This window comes from Sphingobacterium sp. UBA5670 (genome assembly GCF_002420705.1).
Classification (GTDB): Bacteria; Bacteroidota; Bacteroidia; order Sphingobacteriales; family Sphingobacteriaceae; genus Sphingobacterium.
Map to the genome: position 1 here is coordinate 347169 of NZ_DIIM01000018.1, position 22041 is coordinate 369209.

General features: G+C 39.3%; 20 protein-coding genes. 19 read left to right on the forward strand and 1 reads right to left on the reverse strand.

The genetic code is table 11. The features are described from left to right. The first annotated feature begins 26 nt into the window (after positions 1 to 26). From B3C94_RS15720 to B3C94_RS15810, 19 genes are all read left to right on the forward strand, one after another. The gene (locus B3C94_RS15720) at positions 27 to 815 is read left to right on the forward strand and encodes an SAM hydrolase/SAM-dependent halogenase family protein (RefSeq protein ID WP_293905308.1); all 789 of its coding nucleotides are present in this window, start codon (positions 27 to 29) and stop codon (positions 813 to 815) included. 158 nt (positions 816 to 973) lie between these two features. Further along, on the forward strand, positions 974 to 1528 hold the full coding sequence (locus B3C94_RS15725; protein ID WP_293905310.1) for a hypothetical protein: 555 nt from the start codon (positions 974 to 976) through the stop codon (positions 1526 to 1528). A gap of 160 nt (positions 1529 to 1688) precedes the next feature. Beyond that, positions 1689 to 3524: an ABC transporter ATP-binding protein gene (locus B3C94_RS15730; protein ID WP_293905312.1), complete on the forward strand. Its 1836-nt coding sequence runs from the start codon at positions 1689 to 1691 to the stop codon at positions 3522 to 3524. Positions 3525 to 3627: 103 nt separating this feature from the next. Then, positions 3628 to 4026 carry a hypothetical protein gene (locus tag B3C94_RS15735; protein ID WP_070563336.1) on the forward strand — a complete coding sequence of 133 codons (399 nt, stop codon included), beginning with the start codon at positions 3628 to 3630 and terminating at the stop codon, positions 4024 to 4026. Positions 4027 to 4103: 77 nt separating this feature from the next. Then, positions 4104 to 4763 (forward strand): heme exporter protein CcmB, encoded by a 660-nt coding sequence (locus B3C94_RS15740; RefSeq protein ID WP_293905315.1) that lies wholly within the window; start codon positions 4104 to 4106, stop codon positions 4761 to 4763. A 37-nt stretch (positions 4764 to 4800) separates the two neighbouring features. Next, a complete protein-coding gene (gene ccsA, locus B3C94_RS15745; RefSeq protein WP_293905317.1) occupies positions 4801 to 5466 on the forward strand; it encodes a cytochrome c biogenesis protein in 666 nt (221 codons plus the stop codon). A 241-nt stretch (positions 5467 to 5707) separates the two neighbouring features. After that, positions 5708 to 5917 carry a CcmD family protein gene (locus tag B3C94_RS15750; RefSeq protein WP_104385077.1) on the forward strand — a complete coding sequence of 70 codons (210 nt, stop codon included), beginning with the start codon at positions 5708 to 5710 and terminating at the stop codon, positions 5915 to 5917. A 20-nt stretch (positions 5918 to 5937) separates the two neighbouring features. Continuing rightward, positions 5938 to 6921 (forward strand): DUF6427 family protein, encoded by a 984-nt coding sequence (locus B3C94_RS15755; protein WP_293905322.1) that lies wholly within the window; start codon positions 5938 to 5940, stop codon positions 6919 to 6921. Positions 6922 to 7096: 175 nt separating this feature from the next. Further along, a complete protein-coding gene (locus B3C94_RS15760; protein ID WP_293905324.1) occupies positions 7097 to 8422 on the forward strand; it encodes a hypothetical protein in 1326 nt (441 codons plus the stop codon). Positions 8423 to 8426: 4 nt separating this feature from the next. After that, positions 8427 to 9056, forward strand: a complete 630-nt coding sequence (gene lptC / locus B3C94_RS15765; RefSeq protein WP_293905326.1) for an LPS export ABC transporter periplasmic protein LptC — start codon at positions 8427 to 8429, stop codon at positions 9054 to 9056. 293 nt (positions 9057 to 9349) lie between these two features. Continuing rightward, positions 9350 to 11455 (forward strand): peptidylprolyl isomerase, encoded by a 2106-nt coding sequence (locus B3C94_RS15770; protein WP_293905328.1) that lies wholly within the window; start codon positions 9350 to 9352, stop codon positions 11453 to 11455. Between the two features lie 61 nt (positions 11456 to 11516). Next, positions 11517 to 12038: a DUF2480 family protein gene (locus tag B3C94_RS15775; protein WP_293905330.1), complete on the forward strand. Its 522-nt coding sequence runs from the start codon at positions 11517 to 11519 to the stop codon at positions 12036 to 12038. 119 nt (positions 12039 to 12157) lie between these two features. Further along, positions 12158 to 12943: a DUF3108 domain-containing protein gene (locus B3C94_RS15780; RefSeq protein WP_293905332.1), complete on the forward strand. Its 786-nt coding sequence runs from the start codon at positions 12158 to 12160 to the stop codon at positions 12941 to 12943. Between the two features lie 5 nt (positions 12944 to 12948). After that, complete coding sequence (locus B3C94_RS15785; RefSeq protein WP_293905334.1) at positions 12949 to 13512, forward strand: DUF3109 family protein; 564 nt, start codon at positions 12949 to 12951, stop codon at positions 13510 to 13512. A gap of 50 nt (positions 13513 to 13562) precedes the next feature. Continuing rightward, positions 13563 to 14534, forward strand: coding sequence for a polyprenyl synthetase family protein (locus tag B3C94_RS15790; RefSeq protein WP_293905336.1), 972 nt, complete (start codon positions 13563 to 13565; stop codon positions 14532 to 14534). A 1-nt stretch (position 14535) separates the two neighbouring features. After that, complete coding sequence (locus tag B3C94_RS15795) at positions 14536 to 15588, forward strand: TerC family protein (protein WP_293905338.1); 1053 nt, start codon at positions 14536 to 14538, stop codon at positions 15586 to 15588. A 222-nt stretch (positions 15589 to 15810) separates the two neighbouring features. After that, the gene (locus B3C94_RS15800; RefSeq protein ID WP_293905340.1) at positions 15811 to 16998 is read left to right on the forward strand and encodes an aminopeptidase C; all 1188 of its coding nucleotides are present in this window, start codon (positions 15811 to 15813) and stop codon (positions 16996 to 16998) included. Between the two features lie 111 nt (positions 16999 to 17109). Next, positions 17110 to 18348, forward strand: a complete 1239-nt coding sequence (locus B3C94_RS15805) for a thioredoxin family protein (protein WP_293905342.1) — start codon at positions 17110 to 17112, stop codon at positions 18346 to 18348. A gap of 54 nt (positions 18349 to 18402) precedes the next feature. Beyond that, positions 18403 to 19641, forward strand: coding sequence for a thioredoxin family protein (locus tag B3C94_RS15810; RefSeq protein ID WP_293905345.1), 1239 nt, complete (start codon positions 18403 to 18405; stop codon positions 19639 to 19641). A gap of 102 nt (positions 19642 to 19743) precedes the next feature. Here the strand turns inward: B3C94_RS15810 and B3C94_RS15815 are convergent, their stop codons facing one another. Continuing rightward, positions 19744 to 21867, reverse strand: coding sequence for a prolyl oligopeptidase family serine peptidase (locus tag B3C94_RS15815; RefSeq protein ID WP_293905347.1), 2124 nt, complete (start codon positions 21865 to 21867; stop codon positions 19744 to 19746). Positions 21868 to 22041: the final 174 nt, after the last annotated feature.

Below are 22041 nucleotides of genomic sequence, written 5' to 3' on the forward strand. Positions count from 1 at the left end.
CAATTCGATCTAGGATTTAGATTATAATGGCAGTAATTACATTAACAACAGACTTAGGACACAAAGATTTTTATCAAGCCGCGTTAAAAGGTAGTCTTTTATCGCAGTTGTCTGGTGCCAATATTGTTGATATTACCCATGAAATTCCAGCATTCAATATCCCTCGGGCGGCCTTTGTATTAGGTAACGCCTATCATTACTTTCCGAAAGGAACCGTTCACATTATTGGGATCAACACCCTGTTTCATGAAGAATCGAAATATATCGGCATGAAATACAACGATCATTATTTCGTCGGGGCCGACAACGGTATTTTCAGTCTATTACTAAACGGCAATGAACCTCAGGAACTGTATGAGCTCAACTTAATGCAAGACCTTCGGTATCTTCATTTCCCCCTCGCAGATATCCTTTCTAAGTCAGCTTGCCATATCGCCAAGGGAGGCAAATTAAAAGAGATCGGCACTCCGATGCAGCAGCTCATCGAAAAAGTAACTTTGCAGCCTATCTTTGATAAAGATATGATTCGGGGCAACGTCATTTATGTTGATGCTTTCGGTAATGCCATTACCAATATCTCCAAAGATCTATTCAATAAAGTTCAAAAAGGACGTCATTTTGTCCTTTATTTCAAACGCAATGAAACCATTACCAACCTTTCTTGGCATTACAACGAAGTCGGAGAAGGCGAGAAACTTTGTTTGTTTGGTATTTCAAACTACCTGGAAATTGCCATCAATAAAGGTAATGCAAGTCAGCTGCTTGGACTTCATGACGACGACTCCAATGTAATCCGTATAGAATTTAAAGATTAATTTCATAAATTCATGGTGGTATTGACCACTGCCCTATTTTTACCCTCGGTCAGGTTCACCGCTGGGCTAAAATTCAGGCATAGCATCACGACAAAATAAAACTTTAGCGTGAACGTTAATTTTAATTAAATAGTTGATTATACATATCGTCCAAATACATGATAAAATCTTTAAGATCCCTTTTTCTACTCAGCATTTTATTTTGCTTCGTTGGGCAGGCCAAGTCGCAAACTAATCCAGACTCGAGCTCTTTTGAGGTACAACGGACTCGTGTAAATGACTTATTGGATGCCCGACAGCAGAAATTCGGCGCCTATGACACGAGCCTCACGCAAAAAACAGGGCTTTTTGGCTTATTCAAATCAAAAGGCGACATGCAAAAAAGCATTGATATCCTTAAAGATATCGTTATTACTGACAACAATATTTTCCTAGAGACTCAAAAATTACTAAAAATCAAAGATTTTGAAAAGGACAAATTCCAGCAACTGGCAACGGACTACGACAAACAGGTCTCAGCTTATATAGGCACGATAAGTAAGCTTCAAAAAGAGAACGAAAAATTGCGCGCACAAGTAGACGAAACATCCGGTAAGGGAGGCGCAGGCAATATCCTCCTGTACGTTGCTTTACTTGTCATTTTGGTTTTAGGCTTTTTACTCTATAAAAGCCGTTTACAGCAGCTAGCGGCAAAACATCAAAATTTAGGCTAGACCTCCTCATGTGCGAGCATTTTTAAAATAGCAGAACAGCCGAAACAGCTGTTTATCTTGGAAAAAGTGAGATTCAGGTTAAAAATTGACTAAAGTATGATAGCAAAATATTTTTAATCTCTTTACATTTGTCCTCGCAACAAAATTTGAAGTAGCGGATATGGCAAGAGGATTCAACAGCGGTAATAAACAAGAAGAAGATCTACCAAAACCAAAATTGAATAAGGAGCTCCTCATAAGAGCATCTAAATTAATGACCTATTTAAAACCTTATCGTTTTAAATTTGGGATCGGCATGTTTTTCTTGGTATTATCCAGTTTAGCCATGCTGGCGTTCCCCGCTTTGCTTGGGGCCATGATTGATGCTGCGCAAGGCAAGCAAACTTATCCCTGGCTGACTCCGCAAGTATATTATATCGGCGGGATTGCCTTTATCATTTTATCTTTTCTGTCGGTCGTTTCTTTTTTTCGCATACGCATCTTTGTAGAGATTGCAGAACGCACATTGGCCGCACTCCGCAAGGACACCTATCTCAAACTAATTTCATTACCAATCGAATTTTTCGCCAATCGCCGTGTTGGGGAATTAAACAGCCGATTATCTGCAGACCTTTCACAGATCCAGGACACATTAACAACTACATTGGCTGAAATCTTAAGACAGTTGATTAGCCTTTGTTTCGGTGTCTTTCTTTTAGTTTGGGTATCGCCCAAACTTGCGCTCATGAACCTGTGTATTTTACCGATTATCGTTGTAGCGGCCATTATTTTCGGAAAGTTCATCCGTGAATTGTCGCGGCAGGCACAGGATAAAATGGCCGAGTCCAATAGTATCGTTCAGGAGACGTTATTGGGAATAAGCAATGTTAAGGCATTTGTGAATGAATACTTCGAGTTTAACCGCTACAGTAATCAGATGGATTCAGTGGTAAAATTGGCGGTCAAAGGAGCTACTTTCCGCGGTGCTTTTGCCTCTTTTATTATCTTCTGTATTTTCGGTGCGGTGATCGCTGTCATCTGGTACGGAGCAGCATTGGTTTCTATTCATGAGATGACTGTCGGAGACTTAACGACCTACATCTTGTATTCGATGTTTGTGGCAGGATCTATGGGCAGTTTCCCCGAACTATATGCCAATATCCAACGTTCCCTAGGAGCAAGTGAACGGATTTTGGAAATTTTGGATGAACCACAGGAAAACCTGAATGTAAAACCAACTTGTAAGGAAGTCCACAAGACCATGACCGGAAAGCTAAGTTTCAACCATGTTTCCTTTGCCTATCCAAGCCGTCCTGACATTGAAATCCTGAAAGACATTAACTTTACAGCCAATGCTGGCGACAAAGTTGCCATAGTTGGACCAAGCGGAACCGGTAAATCAACGATAGCCTCGTTGATCTTACAATTCTATACCGCCAACAAAGGCGAAGTTTGTTACGATGACAAACCAGCATCCGATTTTGAACTTTGCGATATCCGCAACCAGGTCGCTATCGTACCGCAAGATGTTCTGTTATTTGGCGGCACCATACGTGAGAATATAGCCTATGGCAAATTAGAGGCTTCCGAAGATGAAATTATAGCAGCCGCAAAACGTGCCAATGCCCATCAATTTATATTAAATTTCCCTGAAGGCTATGACACGGTCGTTGGTGAACGCGGCGTCAAACTCTCTGGGGGGCAGCGTCAACGTATCGCTATCGCACGTGCACTTTTAAAAGATCCGGCAATTCTTATCTTAGACGAAGCTACTTCTTCCTTAGACTCTGAATCAGAAAGACAGGTACAGGATGCATTGGAAGAATTAATGCGTGGACGCACCTCAATTATCATTGCCCACAGACTATCCACGATTGTAGACGCTGATAAAATTATCGTTGTTGAGAATGGTATTGTATCTGAAAGCGGTACTCACTTTGAACTGCTCCAGAAAGAAAGTGGTCTCTATCAACATCTCTATAATCTTCAATCCAAGCAGCAGAAGATTGATATGTAAAATTTTGTTAATTATTGATTCTTTCTAAACAAATTCACCCAGAGATTGTTCATTTGGTATCATACTTGATTATCACTTGAATATATAACAAAATAGAAGAATTATGAAAAATAGCAAAAATGGATTAGTGGCATTTGCTTTGGTAGGATTGGCTGCGGGAGCTGCTGCATGGTATCTTTTAGGAACTGATGATGGAAAAAAACAACTAGATCGTGCAAATGATGGCATTAAAAGCTTAACTAAGTCATTGAAAGATCTTTCAAAAAAAGAAGCTAAAAAAGCCCAAAAATTAGCCAACAGAGCTTCTGCTGAGTTGGACAATCTGAAATCTAAAGCTCAAGCTGCTTTTAGCAAAGCTTCGGACGATGCAGATGCATTAAAAAATAAAGCAAAAGAAGCTGGTAGAGAAGCGTTGGACCACGCCAACAATGCCGCTCAAAATTTGGCAAGCAAAATCGACAATACGACTGATGCTGCAAAGTCCAAAATATCTAATGCCTAAGTAAAAAAACAGCTTTTTTAAGAATTGATGGTTTTGGTCACTATTGCGGTCCAAATACATTTGTATCTTTGCGGTATATGACTTTACTGCAACAGGTAAAAACTTTAATTCTTAAAGACATCATTCTGGAATGGCGTTCAAAATATGCTATTAACGGAATTCTACTATATGTCGTATCAACTGTTTTCGTCTGCTATCAAGCGTTTAAATCAGTTGATACGACTACTTGGAATGCATTGTTCTGGATCATCATGCTTTTCGCGTCGATCAATGCAATCAACAAAAGCTTCATTCAGGAAAATCCCAATCGACAACTCTATTATTATTCACTGGTCGATCCCAGAGCAATTATTTTAGCGAAAGTCATCTACAATATAATGATGATGACCCTTCTTGCTATCATTGCTTATTTCGTCTATTCAACAATATTCAGAAACCCTATCGGCGACCCAGCCCTATATTTTGTTGCGGTTATCCTTGGCAGCATCAGTTTTGCCACTGTTTTTACCATGATCTCCGGCATCAGTTCCAAAGCAGGGAACAACAGCACCTTAATGGCTATCTTAAGTTTTCCAGCCATTATCCCACTATTAATCGTGTTAATTAAGCTATCTCGTAATGCAATAGAAGGCTTGGAAAGGGCCTCAAGTAGCAAAGAAATAATCGTATTACTTGCAATTAATGTAATCACCATCACTATTTCTTTGTTGTTATTTCCGTACCTTTGGCGAGATTAAATTTTAGAATTGAGAACAAACTAAATTCAATTTATCCATGAGAAAAAAATGGTGGAAAATATTAGCAGTAATGATTATTTGTGCTGTCATTATCAATGGTCTTCTAGGCCCAGTTCCCCGCCTCTTCATCCTTCACGAAAGCATACGCAATGTCTATTTCCATGTTCCGATGTGGTTTGCCATGATTTCTATGTACCTCGTATCTGTCATATACAGTATTAAATACCTAAATACCGGAAAACAAGAATATGATCTTATGGCCATAGAAGCTGTAAACACAGGAATCACCTTTTGTTTCCTTGGGCTTGCGACAGGTATGCTTTGGGCAAACATCACCTGGGGAGAGCCTTGGCCAAATGACCCTAAGCTGAATGGTTCCGCCATCGCGACATTGATGTACCTAGCTTACCTGGTTCTTCGCAATGCATTAGATGAAGAGCAAAAAAGAGCCAAGATCTCTGCTGTATATAATATTTTTGCCTTTCCCATTATCATCGTATTGATCTATATTTTACCCAAACTAACGGATTCCCTACACCCAGGCAGTGGGGGCAACGGAACATTTGCGGATCTTCAGATGAGCAATGAGCTACGCCCTACATTCTACAGTTCGGTTATTGGATGGATCCTAATTGCAACTTGGATCTGTACACTGCGTTATAGAATGCGTTTATTGGAGAGAAAGCAAGAATTGAGCGCTTAGCGATATCGAATCTTTCAAAACTAAGAAAATCAATGCAGACTGATTTAAACAAATAGAAGCCATCATCATTTTTTCAAATCGTATGAAACTGCTCATGAATGCATTCAAAAAGTAAATTGCACATGGATAATTAAATAGGAAATGAATAAATAGGATAGCTTCACCACAATAAAAAAAACAAACCGAGTGAAAGGACTCATTTATACCAATGAGCACCCCACTTAATAAATAATTTAAACGGATGAAAAAAATAACTCTGTCAATCGCTTTACTGATCCTATCTACTTTGAGCACATTTGCACAGGATGATGTCGATATGGCGACCGGATTACGTAGTGAAGGTAAGATCTACGTTGTTGTATTGGTCATGTTGGTCATTTTTCTAGGTTTGGCTTTTTTCCTTTTCCTGCTCGATCGTCGTATCAGCAAATTGGAAAAAAAGAATAAATAGCATTTTATTGATCCCCTACCATGATTATAAGTCAGTTTAGAAATTATTCACCAATAAATATTTTATTTCTATCCGTCGTAGGTTTTGTTCTATGCTTGGGCATATTTCTGCACCTTCCGGACAAACTTGATTCTGTAATCTTTGAACCTGCTCTGGGGAATCTTTTGGGAGAAAACAACTTGATCAACCTTTCCCCTTCGACCAATGTTTTTATCACATTGATCCTGACGATCTTTCAGGCTACAATACTGAACCGCATCACCAGCCATTTTAATCTACTGGGTAAACCCAGCTTCTTGGTGGCGCTGATGTACATGACACTGGCCAGCTTGTTTTTACCATTTTTGGTACTCTCTCCAACACTGATCTGTAATTTTATTTCGATATGGATGTTAAGCAAGTTACTCTCCCTCTATCGACAGACAGATGTTAAAGCCGAAATGTTTGATCTCGGCATGATAGTGGGCATAGGAAGTCTGATCTATTTTCCATTTCTAGGTATGTTCTTCTTATTGTGGATAGGCTTGCTCATTTTTAGACCCTTCAATTGGCGAGAGTGGATCACACCATTATTAGGTCTTGCAACGGTCTATTTTATCTTGGCAGTTATCTATCTTTGGACGGGTAAAATGACGCAGTTTTACACCATTTGGTTGCCGTTTACCTACAAATTCCCTACTGCTATTCGCATTCAATTAGTCGACTACCTGGTCCTTGTTCCCGTAATCTTTACTTTAATACTTTTCCTACTGGTATTGAAAGACAACTTTTTCAAAAGTGTGGTGCATATCCGCAAGTCATTTCAGTTACTGTTTTTTATGTTATGTCTAGCAATAGTTTCCTTCTATTGGAACAAAAAACTAACAGAGGCACATTTTTTACTTTGTGCACCTTCTATTGCTATCTATATGGCATACTATTTCACTTACGCCAAAAAGAAATGGTTTTTTGAGGTCGTTTACGCCATTATAACATTAACCATCATCTACTTTCAGTTTTTCTAAACAACTGTACAGCAAGTGTTTAACCTTTTTTAACAAAATCGGCTTAACAAGCTCGCAAAAATTGAATAGTTTTGTATGCGATTAAAAGCAAAGAACATTTAATATCAGAGTCAGATAACTCGAAAATTTCACTAAAACTAAATAAACATTAGTTTCTCAATTTTATAGATTGACCATGCAGAAACGCTTTACAAGCTCTCTAAGAAATAAATCACTCCAACTGTTGTTAGCAGGTGGAATTTTAGCTAGTTCTACTACCGCATTTGCACAAAAAACGACATCCGCATCACCTTATTCTCAATTTGGACTCGGTCAGATGCGTGAAGATTTATTGCCACAATATAGAGGGATGGGGGGTGTCAATACCGCTATCCGGAGAATCAATGGCGTATACAATACCAACCCAAGCAACCCTGCATCTTATTCTTCGACACAGTTTACCACCTTTGATGCTGGTTTATATGGGAATTACACGCAGTTGAATTCAACAACCAGATCAGACAATACGGCTGACTTTGCTTTTAGTCACATCACCATGACTTTCCCAATGAAACGATTTGGAGGTATCAGTTTAGGTATTCTTCCCTACTCGGATATCGGTTATCGGACATCTTCAACTGGAACCATCAATTCTGACCCTTACACGAAAGTTTTCACGGGCGAAGGTGGTTTAACAAAAGCCTACGCAGGCTGGGGGGTACGCATTGTGAAAGGCCTGAGTATCGGTGCCAACATGTCTTATCTATTTGGAACATTAAACGATTATAGCCGCGTAGAATTTTTGCCTTCATCTGGTGCATTAAATACACAACAACAAAATAAACGTGAAATCCAAGGAATTATCTTTGACTATGGTTTACAATACGAACAACCTTTAAATAAAGAATATTCACTCACCTTTGGTTATTCGGGATCGCTGAATAACGATATTAAAGAGCGGACAACAATATTTAATACAAGAACCACGCCTTCTAGAGATCCTGACAACCAAAATATCCCTTTGGATAGTACCTATATTTCGGGCCGAGAAAGCAGACATTTGACCCTTCCGTTGAAACATAATGTCGGTATCACTCTTGCCCGTAGCAATCGCTGGTTAGTCGGTGCTGATTTTAAATATGCAGATTGGTCCAGATTTCAGACAAGAAAAGGAGAAAATGAGCTTCGTAAGAATTATGGAGTAGCGATTGGTGGTCAGATTACACCAGATGTTACTTCGCTCAAATACTTGAACCAAGTAGACTATAGAATTGGTTTCAGATATAACAAAACACAATATTTCTTAAGCGACCAAAATATCAATGATATGGCGGTTACTGTAGGCGTAGGATTACCGTTAGCTAGAAATCAATATTCCGGAGCATTCTCTAAAATCAATTTCTCTGCAGAATTTGGGCAAATGGGCAAAATCAGCAATAGCCTCCTACGTGAACGTTATATTAACTTTAATATCGGCTTTACCTTAAATGATCGCTGGTTTAGAAGAACACAATTTGATTAATAGCATGGTACGCAAAACTTTTGCTTCATCCATCATCCAAAATATATCGCCCCTAGTAATATTATTTTTACTAGGGGCGCTCTCATTGACCTCATGTGAGCCCGATCTAAAGGAAGTAGACCGTATTGCCAACATGAAAAAAGAAGAGGCTGTCGACATTTCACGCCATGTTGATATCATCTATAGCGATTCCACACGGGTCAAAGCGAATCTCACAGCGCCCGAAATGCGCATCAAACATGATAGCACCGAAGTCTACGAATTTCCAAAAAGCATCAAAATCATCTTTTACGATGACCATTTGAAGGAAACTCAGCGAATCACTTCCGACCATGCCATTCGAAGGGAAAAAGAAAAGACGACCACCTTTACAAAAAATGTGGTGGTAACGATGGCCGACGGATCTATTATCAAAACCGAAGAGATCATCTATGACGAAAGTAAGGCAGATAGCAACAGCAACATGACCTTTTATAATCATGTTCCGATTACAGCGTTTTTTCGGGATAATCGGGGTAACTTACAAGGCTCATCATTTACTTCAGACAAGGATTTTAAACATGTCAATATTGCCAACGCAACGGGATATACGGTCATTACCAACAATAACCTATTCCCCTCGCTAGGTAAATAGACGATCAAAGGACATAAGCCTGATTCCTTTTTGCCCCAGAGAGCTGCGTGGCTCTGGATAATCCACTCCCAGCAGATTGTCTATACAATTAAGTCATTAAGAACGAATCCTTTGGGCGAAAAGAAAAGAAAAAACTCCGCTTCATACAAATAGTTTTCAAATTTGTTTTGCTACATTCAGGAAAATATTCCGTTTTTTTTTATAAAAATTGTATCTTGCACCGCATTTTGCTATGCTATGCATAAATTAACGAAATACAAGTATTTACACAATATAAACACAATAAGCAGACTATGGGATTAATGGGCTTTTTGCGTAACAAAGCCGGTGTCATCTTGACAGCAGCTATGGCTATCGCAATTTTAGCATTTTTACTAGGCGATGTCGTTCGAGGAGGGGCTCCTTTTTGGGCGAGACATCAAAATCGTGTAGGGGAAGTCAACGGAACTGAAATTGAATATCCTGCGTTCAGTCAACAAGTTGAACAAACAGAAGAAATGTTCAAACAGCAGATGGGTGGTGCAGTTACCCCTCAAATGCGGACATACGCCGTTCAACAAGTATGGAATCAATTTTTATCAAGAGAGATCTTGAAGAAAGAAATTGAAAAGATCGGGTTGACGGTAGGTGCCAAAGAATTAAATGATCTAGTACAAGGACCAAATCCTTCACCTCAGATCGTCCAAGCATTTACCAACCCACAAACGGGGCAGTTTGATCCTGGTCAATTGCGTACTTTTATCAGCCAAGTTAACACAGCTGGCAACCAACAAGTGGCTCAACAATGGGAAGCGCTACTTGAAGGGGTAAAAGATGAGCGTTTAAGCAGCAAATATGGCGAATTGCTTTCCAACAGCGTATATGTTACCTCCTTGGAGGCAAATGAAGAATACCAAGAGCGCAACAAATTAGCAAACTTCAAATATATCCTTTTAGATTATGCTTCTATTAAAGACGCAGATGCTAAATTGACAGATGCTGATTACCAAGAATATTATAATGAACATAAAAACATGTTCAAAACACAAGAGGAAACACGTGCAATTCAATACGTAACTGTAGATGCAAAACCTCTGGCAAAAGATTCTTTAGCGGTAAAAGAGACGATTAATAAATTGAAACAAGATTTAATTGTTTCAAAAGATGACTCCTTGTTCGCTTCGATCAACTCAGACAACAAATTTCCGTTCACCTATGTGAAGAAGGGACAGTTAAGTCCTTCGCTGGATTCTGTTGTCTTCAATGTTGCGGCTGGAACAACAGTGGGACCTTTCTTGAACAACAACGCATATGAAATTGCAAAAGTTGTTTCGACGATTATCAGTCCTGATTCTGTGAAAGCGTCCCATATCCTATTGGACCCTGCTGCTGAAGGCGGCGTTGATAAAGCGTTGGCAAAAGCAGATTCGATCAAAGGTCTGATTCAAAAAGGCGACAATTTTGCTGCGCTTGCAGTTCAGTTCAGCAAAGATCCTGAAAGCAAAACAAATGGTGGTGAACTCGGTACTTTCACAAGAGGCCGCATGGTTCCTGAATTTGAAAAAGCTGTATTCGAAGGAAAAACAGGTGATATCAAAGTTGTGAAATCACAATTTGGTGTTCATATCATTAAAATAGAGAAACAAACAGGCAGTTCAAAATACGCGAAAGTTGCTATCATAGACAAAGTGATCAACAGCGGAAAAGAAACGCTGAACAATGCACATAGCAAAGCTACAGCATTCTTATCGGCAGCTACAGCACAAAACTTTGCGCAAGAAGCGAAGAAACTTGGTCTAGAAGCAAAAACAGCATCACGTGTAACAGCGATGGATAATGTGCTAGACGGTGCTGAAGCTCCACGTGATTTAATCAAATGGGCTTTCGAAGCTAAAAAAGGTGATGTCTCTGATAAGGTATTTGAAACTGAAACTTCTTATATCCTGGCAAACTTAGTGAACATCCAACCTAAAGGAACACTGTCTTTAGATGCTGTTAAGAAAGATATCGAACCTGCCGTAAGGAATATGGTTAAAGCGAAAATCTTGAAAGATAAATTTGACAAGGCTCTAGCTGGGACTTCTTCGATTGATCAAGTTGCCCAAAAAGTTGGTAAAGCAGCTATTCATGTTGAAAACGTTGTCTTCGCAAATCCAGTTATCCCTGGTGTAGCATTAGAAAATTTAGTTGTAGGTACTGTATTTGGTCTTCAGCCGAACAAACCTTCCAAAGCTATTGAAGGTAATACAGGCGTATATGTTGTACAAGTAAACGGTTTTACGAATCCAGCAGCTATTTCAGATATTAACGGACAAAAGAAACAAATGCTTGCAGCAAAAGCACAACGCGCTTGGGGATCTATTTTCCGCGCATTGCAAGACAAAGCTGAAATCATTGACAATAGAGTGAAATTCTTTTAGAAGATTTTTAAGTAAATTTGTAGCCGGACGAATTATCGTCCGGCTTTTTTTTGATGTAAATATGGATATTCAAACAAATATTGTCAATAAAGTTGCCCAAAGTGGACTAGTCACTGTTGACCTGGCCGACTACCATCCCAAAGCAGACAATGTGCTATATGATATTAAGGATAACCTCTTCCATGGCCTGATTCTGAAAGAAAAGGACTTCCGCGAATTCATTAAGGCGCATGACTGGTCGCAATATACTGGCAAACAGGTTGCCATTACCTGTACAGCCGATGCTATTGTCCCGACATGGGCTTATATGTTATTAGCGAACAAACTGGAACCCTATGCCACAACAGTTATTTTTGGCGATCTGGATGAGTTATTGCGCATGCAGTATGCTGCAGCAATTGAACAGATTGACATGGAACAATTTCGGGACCAACGGGTGGTTGTAAAAGGTTGTGGTGATATTTTTATTCCAGAATCGACATTTGTACAGTTTACGGTAAAACTAAGTAAGGTCGCGAAAAGTATTATGTACGGTGAACCTTGTTCTACAGTTCCTGTGTTTAAGCGAGCGCAGCCTAAATAAACCTGTTCAAAAGTCCGTATAAGTTACAGTCCATGAGCACTTTCATTAACGCAAAAAGTTAAATTTATTTGAATGAAATTAACATTTCTTTTTCAAACAAATTTCGTAAACTTACGTACATGAAACTTATATCGACTTTGCTCCTTTACTTATCTGTTTTAGTAAGTACTGCTTTTGCTCAAGATTTACCGCATTTAAAAGAATCAGCATTTAAAGGCGGCGAGAAATTAAAATATAAACTCCGTTATGGTTTTATTTCTGCCGCAACCGGAACATTAACTGTTGAAGATACTAAGGATGGATTGGGAAACCCTTCCTTCCATTTATACGCGGCGGGTAAAACAGCAGGTGCCTTTGCAATATATACGGTAAGAAATGAATACAACTCGTATATCAACAGCAAAACATTTCTACCGTATTACTATACGGAGAACATTCGCGAAGGAGGGTATAGACGCAATGATAAGGTACGCTTCAACCAAGAGACAAATACTGTCGTAGGCAATAAAGGAACTTTTAAATCGAAAGTAGATCAGACCTTCGATTTGCTGTCTTCCTACTATTTCGCCCGCAATCTGGATCTTTCAACGGTAAAACCTGGAGAGTCTTTTAAGCTGACTTATTTTTTGAATGATGAGATTGCCACCTTAGGCATACAATATATTGGAATAGAAAAAATAAAAACAGAATTAGGCACATTAGAATGCCTCAAATTCAGTCCTGAGATCAAACCGGGACGTATATTTAAAAAAAATAGCAAGCTTTATTTGTGGGTAACCAACGATGGCAACCGCATTCCGGTCAAAGCCAATGTAGATATTCTAATCGGTTCGGTAACATTGGAACTACTCGAAGCCAGTGGATTAAAATACAAATTGGGACAAAAAGCAAGCTACTCAAAATAATTAGAATGATTGAAGTAGGAAATGTATTGGTACACGAAGATCTCATAAACAATGACTTTGTGTGCAATTTATCAAAGTGCAAAGGAATCTGTTGTATCGAGGGCGATTCGGGTGCCCCGTTATTAGAAAGTGAAAAGGCTGTATTGGAGGAGATTTATCCTAAAGTAAAGCCATATATGACCGAAAAGGGCATTGAAGCAATCGAAGAGCAAGGCAAATATGTTGTCGACGTCGATGGTGATTTGACGACAACCTGCGTCGATGGCAACAAGGAATGTGCCTATGTGACCTGGGAAAATGGCATCACAAAATGTGCAATCGAAAAGGCTTATGAACTTGGCGAGGTACATTGGCGCAAACCTGTTTCTTGTCACCTCTACCCGATCCGTACGACACATTATCCCGAGTTCGACGTACTTCATTATGACCGTTGGCATATCTGTAAAGATGCATGCTCATTTGGCAAAGAATTACAGGTACCCGTATTCAAATTTTTAAAGGATCCTCTTATCCGCACCTACGGCGAAGAATGGTACAAAAATCTTGAGAAAGCAGTCGAAGAGTTGTAACAAAATCACTATCTTTAAGCTTTAACTATTTTGGTATTTCACCCCAATTCATGTCAAAATTAAGAGAGATCCAACGCCCTATTGTCCATGAACTTGAGGCTTTTGAAAAAAAATTCAAAGCTTCGATGAAAAGCTCCGTCCCCTTGTTGGATCGCATTACACAATACCTGATCAAACGTAAAGGCAAACAAATGCGGCCTATGTTTGTGTTCTTTTCTGCAGGTATATGTAACGGAATCAATGAGTCCACTTACAGAGGTGCTGCGCTCGTAGAATTATTGCATACCGCCTCATTGGTACATGATGATGTGGTGGACAATTCTTACGAACGCAGAGGTTTTTTTTCCATCAATGCATTATGGAAAAATAAAATCGCTGTTTTGGTGGGTGATTTTTTACTGTCAAGAGGCCTATTACTTTCTGTAAAACATCAGGATTATCACTTGCTAAAAATTGTATCAGAAGCTGTTGATCAGATGAGCGAAGGTGAATTGCTTCAAATCGAAAAAGCTCGTAAACTGGATATCGAAGAGTCTATTTATTTTGAGGTCATCCGAAAGAAAACAGCTTCGCTGATTGCTTCTTGCTGTGCCTGTGGATCGGCTTCTTCAAATGCAGATCAGGAAACAATAGATAAGCTCCATCAATTTGGTGAAAAAATCGGTATTGCATTCCAAATCAAGGACGATCTATTTGACTTTGGATTAGATGATGTCGGCAAACCATTGGGCAATGACATCAAAGAAAAGAAAATGACCCTACCGCTAATCTATGCGCTGAATCAAGTGACTTCAAGTGAAAAGCGTCGAATTATTAATTTGGTCAGAAACCATAATGAAGATGCGCAAAAAGTTACTGAGGTGATCGACTTTGTCCGAAAGAGCGGTGGACTGGAGTACGCAACAAGTAAGATGCTGGAATACCAACAAGATGCTTTCCGGATTTTGGAAGACTTTCCTGACAGCGAATACAAAGAGGGCTTGCAGCAACTGGTAAAATATACAACAGAAAGAAAAAAATAAAATGAGTCACGAATTAATGTTTTTTGGAGGATTCCTCATCTTTATTGCACTTATGCTGGCAATAGATCTTGGATTATTCTCTAAAGGCGACAAGCCTGTGAGCCTAAAAATGGCTTCTATTATGAGTGCTATCTGGGTCCTATTCTCATTAGGATTCTATTGGCTGCTGCGTCACTATGGATTTGAATTGCACAACATCCATGACCTGGACCACCTTCAAGAAATCATTACCAAACATCACCATGATATTAAAATCATTCCGGGTGATTTAGCGGCCAGTCTCGAGGTCTATAATAAGAATCTCGGTCTGGAATATCTCACAGGCTACGTTGTGGAATATGCTTTGTCCGTAGACAATATTTTTGTGATGGTCCTATTATTCACTTCTTTTGGTATTCCAGAGCGCTATTACCATAAAGTTTTGGTGTGGGGGATTTTGGGAGCGATCATTATGCGTTTCTTATTTATTTTCCTTGGTGCTACCCTGATTGCCAAATTTGGCTGGATCCTCTATGTTTTCGGAGCTTTCTTGGTCTTTACAGGTGTGAAAATGTTTATCAACCGAAATCAGGAAGAGGAAGTTGATCCACAGAACCACCCTGTTGTTAAATTTGCATCTCGATACTTTAAGGTAACGCCGAAATTAGATGGTGGACACTTCTTCCATGTTGAGAATGGCGTGAAATACATGACACCACTCTTTCTTGTATTGCTTGTCATCGAATTTACAGACCTGATTTTCGCTGTAGATTCTATTCCTGCCATTTTCTCGGTTACTAAAGATGCCTATGTGGTATTTTTCTCCAATATTTTTGCAATCCTCGGATTACGGTCTATGTTCTTCCTATTGGTCAACATTATCCACAAATTCCAATACCTCAAAGTAGGCTTAGCCTTTTTGCTGGTCTTCATTGGTCTAAAGATGCTGCTGCACCATTGGTTGGCGGAAGTAGGTTTCACAACAACACATTCGCTGATTGTTATTGTCAGTATCCTTGCGCTAAGCATTATTGCATCGCTGGTTTTTCCAAAAAAGGCTGAACCGGCTGACTAAGCCAATGCGGATTAAAAAATGATTATACTAAAACACAATGGTCAGAAAGAAATTTCTGGCCATTTCTGATCAATACTACTACTTATTTAGCATCCTATTCTCCAGCAGCAGATTAACAGAAAAACAGCATATTTTTAAGAACAATTATTTTACAGAGGAATTTACCTTACTAAATTTTATTTATTTAATTTAGCATCACATTAAATTAACAAAACACTAACAATGAATTGGAATAAAACGATTGTACTAGCCGCATCATTTTTCGCAGCTTCCTTCCAAGTACAAGCACAAGACAATTTGATCAATGCGTTAAAAGCAAATCAAAATGACAATAGCAAATCCGGATTTACATTTACTGAAGTTATCAATCTAGGTAACACATCCATCAAAAACCAAGGCTCGTCAGGTACTTGTTGGTCTTATTCAGGTAATTCTTTCCTGGAGTCAGAAATGATCCGTATGGGTAAAAAACCTGTTGAAATCTCTCAAATTTATACGGCACGCAACACATACTTAGACAAAGCCCGTACCTATGTACGCCTTCACGGAGGATTGTCACTAGGTGAAGGTGGCCAATTCCATGATGTATTGAACTCATTCCGTAAATACGGTACAATGCCCCAATCGGCTTATACAGGTCTTCATTACGGTACGACACGCAACAACTTTGGCGAAATGACAAATATGTTGGATGCCATGTTAGGCGCCGTAGTAAAAGGCAAAACATTAACGCCAAACTGGGAGAAAGCCTATACCGCTGCAATGGACTCTTACCTTGGTGAGGTACCAGAGAAATTTGATTACAATGGCAAATCTTATACACCACGCACCTTTGCAGATCAGGTAATTGGTATCAATCCGGATGATTATGTAGGTATCGCTTCTGTAACTGACCACCCCTACTACAGCCAATTCGTGTTGTTGATTCCTGACAACTGGTCATTCGATCGTTTCTATAATGTGAAGATGAACGATTTAACAGATATCATTGACAACGCTTTACAAAAAGGTTATACCGTAGCCTGGGCGACTGACGTATCAGAAAAAGGTTTCTCTTGGAAAAATGGCGTAGCCTATGTACCAGAAAAACCTTTCGAGGAAATGACTGACCAAGAAAAGTCAACCATGTTTGTTGGTCCTAAACCAGAGTTAAAAGTAACAGAAGAAGAAAGACAAAAAGCTTTTGACAACTGGCAAACTACAGATGACCACGGGATGCATATTGTAGGTCTTGTAAAAGATCAGAACGGAAAAGAGTACTACATCGTTAAAAACTCTTGGGGCACAACAAATGACTACCACGGATACTTATATGCATCAAAAGAATTTGTGCGTTACAAAACAACTTCTTTGATGTTACATAAAGACGGTCTAACGAAAGATTTAAAATCGAAGATAAATATTAAATAAGCGATTTATCAGTCCACAAAAACACCTCTGAAATTAATACTTCAGAGGTGTTTTTGTTTTCAGATTAATTTAATAACTTAAACATAATTATGAATCTTTTGTTGAGTGAGTATGAGAAGTATAATCGCATTATGCCTAACGATTTTATTCGGAAATTTGGCGCAGGCCCAAACTAAGGGGGTGAAATTTGTAGATGGGTTGAGTTGGAAACAAGTTAAGGAGCGAGCACAAGCCGAGAACAAGTTTATTTTCGTGGAGCTATTTGCAACCTGGTGTGGTCCCTGTCAATATATGAGCAATGAAATCTTTCCTTTAGAACAGGTGGGGCAGCCAATTAATCAGAACTTCATTAGTGTTAGGGTACAAATGGATTCCACAGAGTCCGACAATGCCAATATCAAAAAATGGTATGCCGATGCGCGTGCGATTTCCAATGAATACAATATTCAATCCTTTCCCACATTTCTTATCTTTAATCCCGATGGGCAAGTGGTACACCGGATTGTCGGAGCAAGTGATGCCCCCGAATTCGTCGGTCATGTGATGGATGGATTAAATCCCGAAACACAGTATTACACGCTTCTAAAAAAATTCGAGAAAAGACCTCAGGATATTTATACCGCCAAGCAGATGTTGAAAGCAGCCAATATTGCCTACGATGAAAATACCGCGCGAAAGGCCGAAAATACCTTAGCAAACTCATTAGGAACGGATGAATTATTCAAAAAGGAAAATGTACACATTCTATTGGCTGCCGCCAAATTCACTAACTCCAAAGCCTTTAATCTGATCCGCAACAATAAAGAGAAAATTGATATTCTATTAGAGTCACCAGGTATTGCCAACCGCACACTGGCTAATGTTGTCGTCAACGAATTATTTCAGATTAAGATTGATGCCAAACATGAGCCCAACTGGGATAGTTACCAAAATGAACTTGCTGCAAAATATCCAGACATCGATTTCGTTCCGATGTTCAAGAAGATAAAAGCACATTATTACCTTCAGGTGAAAAATTATATAGCCATGAAGAATACCATCAATGATTACCTTTCGTCGGAAGATTTTACCCCACATCAATTAAATACCTTTGCCTGGACGATATTCAACAATAGCAGCGATCCTGCCTGTATCGAATCCGCATTAAGCTGGAGCAAAAAATCGATTATTGAAGATCCGAGCAGTGCATTTTTGGACACCTACGCAAATCTACTTTATAAGAAAGGAGAAAAAGATAAAGCCCTAAAGTGGCAAAATAAAGCGGTCGAAATGGCCAGTGAGGACGATCGTCCGATTTATCAGGAGACACTGGACAAAATGATGAAGGGTATAAAGACTTGGGAAAACTAATGCTATCCTGCACAAAAGCTAACTATTAAATTAAAATTCTAAAATACCAACGTTATGAAAAAATTGATTTTAATATTATTCCTGATTCCAACCTTGCTTTTTGCGCAGAGCGGAGGAATGAAATTTGAGCATGGCCTCAATTGGAGCCAGATAAAAGAAAAAGCGGCGAAAGAAAATAAATTCATATTTGTAGACTGTTTCACAACTTGGTGCGGGCCATGTAAATACATGTCGAGCACCATTTTCCCACAAGCCAAAGTAGGTGATTTCTTCAATGCCAAATTTATCAATGCGAAGATCCAGATGGATAAAACCAAGAATGATAATGAAGAAGTAAAATCGTGGTATGAAGAAGCCGATCGCTTCGCCAAAGATTATAAAGTAAGGGCATACCCTACTTTTTTGATCTTTGATGCCAAAGGAACTCTTGTTCACCGTATCGTCGGTGGTGGTGAAGCAGCCGATTTTATTGCCAAAGCACAAAAAGCGCTTGACCCAAATACACAATATGAAACCTTACTAGCCAAATTCACTGCTGATCCGAATAATATAAGCATTGCTAAAAACATGGCTATGGCGGCCAAAGAAGCTTACGATCAGGAGACTCAAGCAAAGGCGGAAGGCATTGTATTATCATCCTTATCAACAGATCAAATATTTACAAAAGAGAATGTCAGCTTGTTACTTTCTGCAGCCAATGTAGTCGATTCGAAGGCATTTAATTTAATCAAAGATAATCCTGCTAAATTTGATGCTGTTAGTGAAAAAGTAAAAGCAAATGATTTCTTGTCTCAATTATTGGTGAGTAACGCCGTAAATACTAAAATTCGTGCGAAGGAAGCTGTTGATTTCGCTAGCATAGAAAAAGAATTGGCGCAAAAATATCCTACGATCAATACCGAGAAAGCAAGCTTGGAAATGCAGCCACGTTATTATGGTTATACCAAAAACTACCCTGGACTGAGAGATAGCTTCAACAAATACATTGCAAAATATGGTTCCAGCATCACCGCAGCAGAATTGAACAATATGGCTTGGTCCATTTTTGAAAACTGCAATGACCCAGCATGTTTAAAAGCAGCAGCTGAATGGAGCAAATTGTCCAATGAGAAAGAAAAAGATGCACCAATGTATCTAGATACATTTGCAAACATCCTGTATCGTCTTGGAGAAAAGGAAAAAGCCATTAAAACACAGGAAAAAGCCATTTCTCTTATTACAGATGCGACGCAAAAAGAAGAATATGTAGCAACCTTACAAAAAATGAAAAAAGGTGAAAAGACATGGCAGTAAGAAGATCTTCTTCTCGTCAATAAATAAAAATACCCGATCAACTTATTGATCGGGTATTTTTTATCATGCATCTGCCGAAAGCCTTTTCAAAGGGCAGTTTGCTTATTTTAATTCCTTAATACCCATATTCCAAAGGGCAAAAGCGTACTTATCAACCGTACTATTAATCAGAACCTCTGTCGACCTACCGGCACCATGACCGGCTTTTGTCTCAATACGGATCAATACAGGGTTATCACAAGCTTGTTTTGCTTGCAGCTCAGAAGCAAACTTATAGGAGTGCGCTGGTACCACACGGTCATCATGATCTCCTGTAAAGACCATCGTCGCAGGGTAACAAACACCTGTTTTCACATTATGCACCGGAGAATATGCTTTCAGATAATCAAACATCTCCTTGCTATCACTTACCGTCCCGTAATCATAGGACCAGCCTGCTCCAGCAGTGAAGGTATGGTAACGCAACATATCCAAAACACCAACCTCCGGAAGCGCAACCTTTGCGACTTTAGGATCTATTGTCATAGTTGCTCCAACCAACAATCCACCATTAGAACCTCCGGATAATGCCGTATACGCCGGCGATGTATAACCATTCTCCTGAAGGTAATGTGCTGCCGCAATGAAATCGTTAAACACATTCAACTTGTTGAACTGCCTTCCGCCATCATGCCATTTCTGACCATATTCACCACCGCCACGCAAATTGGGAACCGCATACACGCCGCCATTCGCTAACCATACCGCCACCGAAGTACTAAAGGCAGGTGTCAGGCTGATATTAAAGCCGCCATAGCCATAGACAATAGTCGGGTTTTTCCCGTTCAATTCAATTCCCTTTTTATAGGTGATAATCATCGGCACTTTGGTACCATCTTTGGACGTATAAAAAACCTGTTTCGATTCATATTGGTCACTGTCAAATTTGACATTCGGCTTGATATAAAGCGTAGATTGCCCAGAAGCCACATCAAATTTATAACTTGAAGAAGGTGTAATGTAATTTGAGAAGCCAAAATAGATTTCTTTTTCCTTCTTCTTACCCGAGAAACCGCTGGCTGTACCTACACCCGGTAATTCTATTTGTCTAATCTTTTTACCCGTATAATCGTATTGAATTACCACAGAAACGGCATCCTTTAAATAGTTTGCAAAAAGATACCCTCCGCCCGTACTGATTGAAAGAACATTCTCGGTCTCTGGAATAACATCTTTCCAGTGCTCTTTCGAAGGATTTTTCAAGTCTACTTTAACCAATCGGTTGTTGGCAGCCTTGTAATTTGTCTCCAATAAGAAACTATCGCCAATATTGTCAACAACCCCAGTGTTGGCATCAAAATGATCCTGCAGGCAGACAATTTTGCTATTCGGCTGATTGAGATCCTGATAATAAAGTTCATTGCCTGTTGTCGTATTTGCGGCAGAGATAATCAAGTAACGTTGATCATCCGTTAATGAAGCTCCAACATAACGTCTAGGCGTTGCAGGACCACCAAAAATTAATTTGTCCGTAGACTGAGCTGTTTTAAGTTTATGGTAGTATAATTTATGCTGGTCTGTTTTTTCCGAGAGTTCAGATCCTTTTGGTTTATCGTAACTCGAGTAATAAAAACCATCGTTGCCTTTCCATGCGATGCCGGAAAATTTAACATCAACCAACGTTTCGCCTACCGGAGACTTGTCTTTGGCATTCAGTACAATGACTTTCCGCCAGTCCGATCCCCCTTCAGAAATAGAATAGGCCACTAAGCTTCCATCCTTTGAAAACGAAACGTCTGCCAGAGAAGTTGATCCGTCTTTTGAGAATGTATTTGGGTCCAAGAAAACTTCTTCAGCGCCCTTCTCTCCTAGTTTACGATAAAGCACAGCATGTTGCTGTAAGCCATTATTCTTAAAAAAATAGGTGTATCCCCCCTCCTTAAACGGTGTCCCTATTTTTTCATAATTCCATATTTCCGTCAATTGATCTTTCAATTTTGTACGAAATGGAATTGCATTCAAATAATCAAATGTGACCTTATTTTCAGCTTGCACCCAGCTTTTTGTTTCAGCTGAACGGTCATCTTCCAACCAGCGATAAGGGTCCGCTACCTTCTCACCCCAAAATTCATCTACGACAGTCCCCTTGTTTGTCGTTGGATATGTTAACTGTTGTCCATAACCAGTTGTCGCCGTACCTGCCATACCTATCATCATAAGGATAAGACCAAAATTTTTGTTTATCATAAAAAATCGTCTACTTGTTTCACCCCAGCTAAGTTTCATTCACTTAGCATCTGAAAATTCAATTTGAGTTGAATATAAACAAATTTATCGACCTCTTACCTGCCTCAGGCAGTTTTTCTCTTCCTCAAATTATAAAAAAAAGCCTAGATTTATCACTTCCCGCTTGTCCTTTGC

Bases quoted from the DNA above. Each gene is read 5' to 3' on its own strand.
- B3C94_RS15775 (WP_293905330.1), top strand. From the start codon at position 11,517: ATGGATATTCAAACAAATATTGTCAATAAAGTTGCCCAAAGTGGACTA.
- B3C94_RS15750 (WP_104385077.1), top strand. From the start codon at position 5,708: ATGAAAAAAATAACTCTGTCAATCGCTTTACTGATCCTATCTACTTTG.
- B3C94_RS15720 (WP_293905308.1), top strand. From the start codon at position 27: ATGGCAGTAATTACATTAACAACAGACTTAGGACACAAAGATTTTTAT.
- B3C94_RS15785 (WP_293905334.1), top strand. From the start codon at position 12,949: ATGATTGAAGTAGGAAATGTATTGGTACACGAAGATCTCATAAACAAT.
- B3C94_RS15810 (WP_293905345.1), top strand. From the start codon at position 18,403: ATGAAAAAATTGATTTTAATATTATTCCTGATTCCAACCTTGCTTTTT.
- B3C94_RS15780 (WP_293905332.1), top strand. From the start codon at position 12,158: ATGAAACTTATATCGACTTTGCTCCTTTACTTATCTGTTTTAGTAAGT.
- B3C94_RS15815 (WP_293905347.1), bottom strand. From the start codon at position 21,867: ATGATAAACAAAAATTTTGGTCTTATCCTTATGATGATAGGTATGGCA.
- B3C94_RS15740 (WP_293905315.1), top strand. From the start codon at position 4,104: ATGACTTTACTGCAACAGGTAAAAACTTTAATTCTTAAAGACATCATT.
- B3C94_RS15800 (WP_293905340.1), top strand. From the start codon at position 15,811: ATGAATTGGAATAAAACGATTGTACTAGCCGCATCATTTTTCGCAGCT.
- B3C94_RS15790 (WP_293905336.1), top strand. From the start codon at position 13,563: ATGTCAAAATTAAGAGAGATCCAACGCCCTATTGTCCATGAACTTGAG.
- B3C94_RS15760 (WP_293905324.1), top strand. From the start codon at position 7,097: ATGCAGAAACGCTTTACAAGCTCTCTAAGAAATAAATCACTCCAACTG.
- B3C94_RS15755 (WP_293905322.1), top strand. From the start codon at position 5,938: ATGATTATAAGTCAGTTTAGAAATTATTCACCAATAAATATTTTATTT.
- B3C94_RS15730 (WP_293905312.1), top strand. From the start codon at position 1,689: ATGGCAAGAGGATTCAACAGCGGTAATAAACAAGAAGAAGATCTACCA.
- B3C94_RS15735 (WP_070563336.1), top strand. From the start codon at position 3,628: ATGAAAAATAGCAAAAATGGATTAGTGGCATTTGCTTTGGTAGGATTG.
- B3C94_RS15805 (WP_293905342.1), top strand. From the start codon at position 17,110: ATGAGAAGTATAATCGCATTATGCCTAACGATTTTATTCGGAAATTTG.
- ccsA (WP_293905317.1), top strand. From the start codon at position 4,801: ATGAGAAAAAAATGGTGGAAAATATTAGCAGTAATGATTATTTGTGCT.
- B3C94_RS15725 (WP_293905310.1), top strand. From the start codon at position 974: ATGATAAAATCTTTAAGATCCCTTTTTCTACTCAGCATTTTATTTTGC.
- B3C94_RS15770 (WP_293905328.1), top strand. From the start codon at position 9,350: ATGGGATTAATGGGCTTTTTGCGTAACAAAGCCGGTGTCATCTTGACA.
- lptC (WP_293905326.1), top strand. From the start codon at position 8,427: ATGGTACGCAAAACTTTTGCTTCATCCATCATCCAAAATATATCGCCC.
- B3C94_RS15795 (WP_293905338.1), top strand. From the start codon at position 14,536: ATGAGTCACGAATTAATGTTTTTTGGAGGATTCCTCATCTTTATTGCA.